A 3,342-nucleotide genomic window follows, 5' to 3' on the forward strand; every position below is an offset into this window, starting at 1 on the left:
GGTGGGTAGTTTGACTGGGGCTGTTATGATATCTTTATTGATTATATTAGTAAAAGTATCAAAAGCTAATAAACCTACGCGGCGAATATCGGTAATCCACTGCTTCAGTTCTGCCATATGATAAATAATTTGATAACATTGATTCGATAATAGTTTAGATATTTCGCAGTCTGGCTTGATAACAGTCTGCGCTACCACCTGCGTGCTTCTCTTTAACCCTTTAGCCATAGCCATTTACCTAACTCTAATTGGATTATCCAACGTTTGAACTCATAACGCTGAAACAGTAACATTAGCGCTTTATAGTTAGGTTTTTTTACAATCATCTTATGATAGGGTACATCTAGTGTAACATTTGTCTTAATAGTAGCTAATTTATAGGAAAGAAATGCAATATCGCGGTTTTCTTCTAACTTGGCTGCTATCTTTTTTGCACCACGTAAACTGCTCAAATGGCTTACATAATGTAAATTATGATATAAATTATTTATCCCTCCCAACTGTTGCAGTAGTATTTGAGCTGTTTTTTTCCCCACGCCGGGTACGCCCGGAATATTATCTGAGTTATCGCCCATTAGTGCGAGATAATCAATAATTAGTTCTGGTGGAACACCAAATTTTCGTTGTACTTCTTGTGGTCCTAGGATAGAATTAGACATGGTATTAATCAGATTTATTTCTGGTGAAACTAGTTGTGCCATATCCTTATCTCCGGTACTTATCAAAACATTGTTACCATTACATGCAGCTTCACGTGCTAATGTACCAATAACATCATCCGACTCAACACCATTGACCACGAGCAGTGGTAATCCCATAGCTCTAACTATTTCATACAGCGGACTAATCTGACAGCATAAATTTTGGGGCATTATAGAGCGGTGGGATTTGTAATGTTCGAATAGTTCATCACGGAAGGTTTTACCATAAGCGTCAAATACAACTGCTATATAATTAGTACGATATTGTACTAATAGGTTCTTGAGCATATTAACTACACCGTACATTGCACCAGTTGGTTCACCTGCATTATTAGTAAGCTGCGGAAAAGCATGATAAGCGCGGTAAAGATAGAATGATCCATCTATCAAAAGTAACTGTTTTTCTGCCATTTGCACTATAGCTCATTTGATTAAATTATTAGTCAAAATAACATTTTCTACTAACTATAGTAACCTGAAAGAGAGATCACCACTAATATTCCTAGCACTAGGATAATTGAGCTTTTTAATCGATAATCATTCAACTGATTCTATATAAAAACAAGCGTTTTCTTAGTTTATTACTATATCGCGCATCGCGCGGGAATATCGAGCTGTGTTAGGATGAACAATCTATTTATTTTACCTATTTATTCTACAACATAATTCAGCTAACCATGAGCTATAAGGTATTGGCACGTAAGTGGCGTCCACAAACATTTGCTGATGTAGTAGGTCAAGAACATGTTCTGACAGCACTTACTAACAGCTTTTTATTGGGTAGGATTCATCACGCATATTTATTATCCGGAACCCGTGGGGTGGGTAAAACTACTATTGCCCGCTTGTTAGCTAAAGGGCTAAATTGTCAATTAGGTATAACTACTATACCATGCAATCAATGTAAAAATTGTCATGAAATTACGCATAGCTTTTTTGTCGATTTGATAGAGATCGATGCTGCTTCACGTACTAAAGTAGAAGATACTCGCGAACTGTTGGATAATGTTCAGTACACCCCAAACTATGGACGCTTTAAAATTTATTTAATTGATGAAGTACACATGTTGTCTCGTCATAGTTTTAACGCACTTTTGAAAACGCTAGAAGAACCGCCTATGCATGTTAAATTTCTACTGGCAACTACAGATCCGCAGAAGATACCTATGACTATCCTGTCCCGCTGCCTACAGTTGCATCTGAAGGCGCTTAATGTGAGCCAAATCTGCAACCAGCTGAGACATATATTACAGAATGAACATATTAATGCTGAGCAACGTGCGCTGGAACTACTAGCACACGCAGCAGATGGTAGTATGCGTGATGCACTAAGCCTTACCGATCAAGCAATAGTTATGGGACAGGGGATAGTTAATTGGGAAACTGTTTGTATGATGCTTGGCAATATAAAGACAGAGCAGCCATTAGTATTGATAGAAGCTTTAGTTAATGCGAATAGTAAAACTATGATGGAACAACTAGCACAATGTGCAGTACGCGGTATTAACTGGGAAAGCCTATTAGTAGAGATGTTATCTCTATTACACCGTATTGCCATGGGTCAGCTACGATCTGAGCAATTAAACTATGATAATCAGATGGACAACCTATTACCTCGTCTACGCGATTTAGCACAACGTATTCCACCAGAAGATTTACAGCTATATTACCAAACTTTGCTAATTGGTCGTAAAGAGCTACCCTATGCACCAGATCAACGTATGGGGGTAGAAATGACTATGTTGCGTGCGCTCGCTTTTCACCCTGTATCACTAAAACCCATTAAGTCTTCTATATACTGATGGAGAACAATAAAACGGGGGTAAATAACGTATCTGATATAACGTATCTGATATAACGTATCTGATATACGCGCCCAACTGTTACAGGCGCGTACAGCTTTGCTACCACAACCAGATAGGCAGATATCAACATAAGTTACGTGAAGCTTTGAGCATAGATTTAGGTACACAGATTGAATTAACTGTGCAGGAAGATAATAATCCTGAGATAAAACGCCACATCAGTTGAGACCACCTATTTCTGAATAAAAACTTATACAAGCACAGGAAGCAATTACTACTGATAAATATATAACCATGATGTAAAATTTTTTAGGTGGTGAGCTAGATAAAGAGAGCATTGAGCCTATTGAAATTACAATTCATACACTACTATTTATTTATCGTATCAAAAGCAGTCTGACTACATTAAGAATAGAGAGATAACATTATGTTTAGTAAAAGCGGTATTAACGACTTAATGAAACAAGCACAACAAATGCAGAATCAAATGCAACAGATACAAGAAGAAATAGCTCAGCTGGAAGTTATCGGAGAATCAGGTGCTGGCTTAGTAAAAGTTACCATTAACGGCACTCATAATTGTCGTCGTGTCGAAGTAGATCAAAGTTTACTAGAAGTAGATGTAGATAAGGATATGTTAGAAGACTTGATCGCTGCTGCATTTAACGATGCGGCTCGTCGTATTGCGGAAACGCAAAAGGAAAAAATGACATCTGTGTCAAGTAACATGCAACTTCCACTAGGTTTTAATTAAGCCATCAGCTTATAAATTATGTTTCCTAATTAGACTATATTTAGATTAGCTAATCAAATATCAAACTTAATTCACGATCATG

The 3,342-nt window shown here is 37.2% G+C and carries 1 protein-coding gene and 2 pseudogenes; 2 read left to right on the plus strand and 1 reads right to left on the minus strand.

The window, feature by feature from the left end:
* Positions 1-1,121 (minus strand): annotated as a pseudogene (locus CEX73_RS01480) (5'-3' exonuclease); the annotation flags it as partial.
* Between the two features lie 257 nt (positions 1,122-1,378).
* Here CEX73_RS01480 and dnaX point away from each other — a divergent pair.
* Both dnaX and CEX73_RS01490 read left to right on the plus strand, forming a co-directional pair.
* A pseudogene (gene dnaX, locus CEX73_RS01485) lies at positions 1,379-2,482 on the plus strand (DNA polymerase III subunit gamma/tau); the annotation flags it as partial.
* A 451-nt stretch (positions 2,483-2,933) separates the two neighbouring features.
* On the plus strand, positions 2,934-3,260 hold the full coding sequence (locus CEX73_RS01490; RefSeq protein ID WP_101626842.1) for a YbaB/EbfC family nucleoid-associated protein: 327 nt from the start codon (positions 2,934-2,936) through the stop codon (positions 3,258-3,260).
* Positions 3,261-3,342 lie beyond the last annotated feature (82 nt).

Source organism: Candidatus Palibaumannia cicadellinicola, assembly GCF_002855795.1.
Taxonomy (GTDB): Bacteria; Pseudomonadota; Gammaproteobacteria; order Enterobacterales; family Enterobacteriaceae; genus Baumannia; species Baumannia cicadellinicola_C.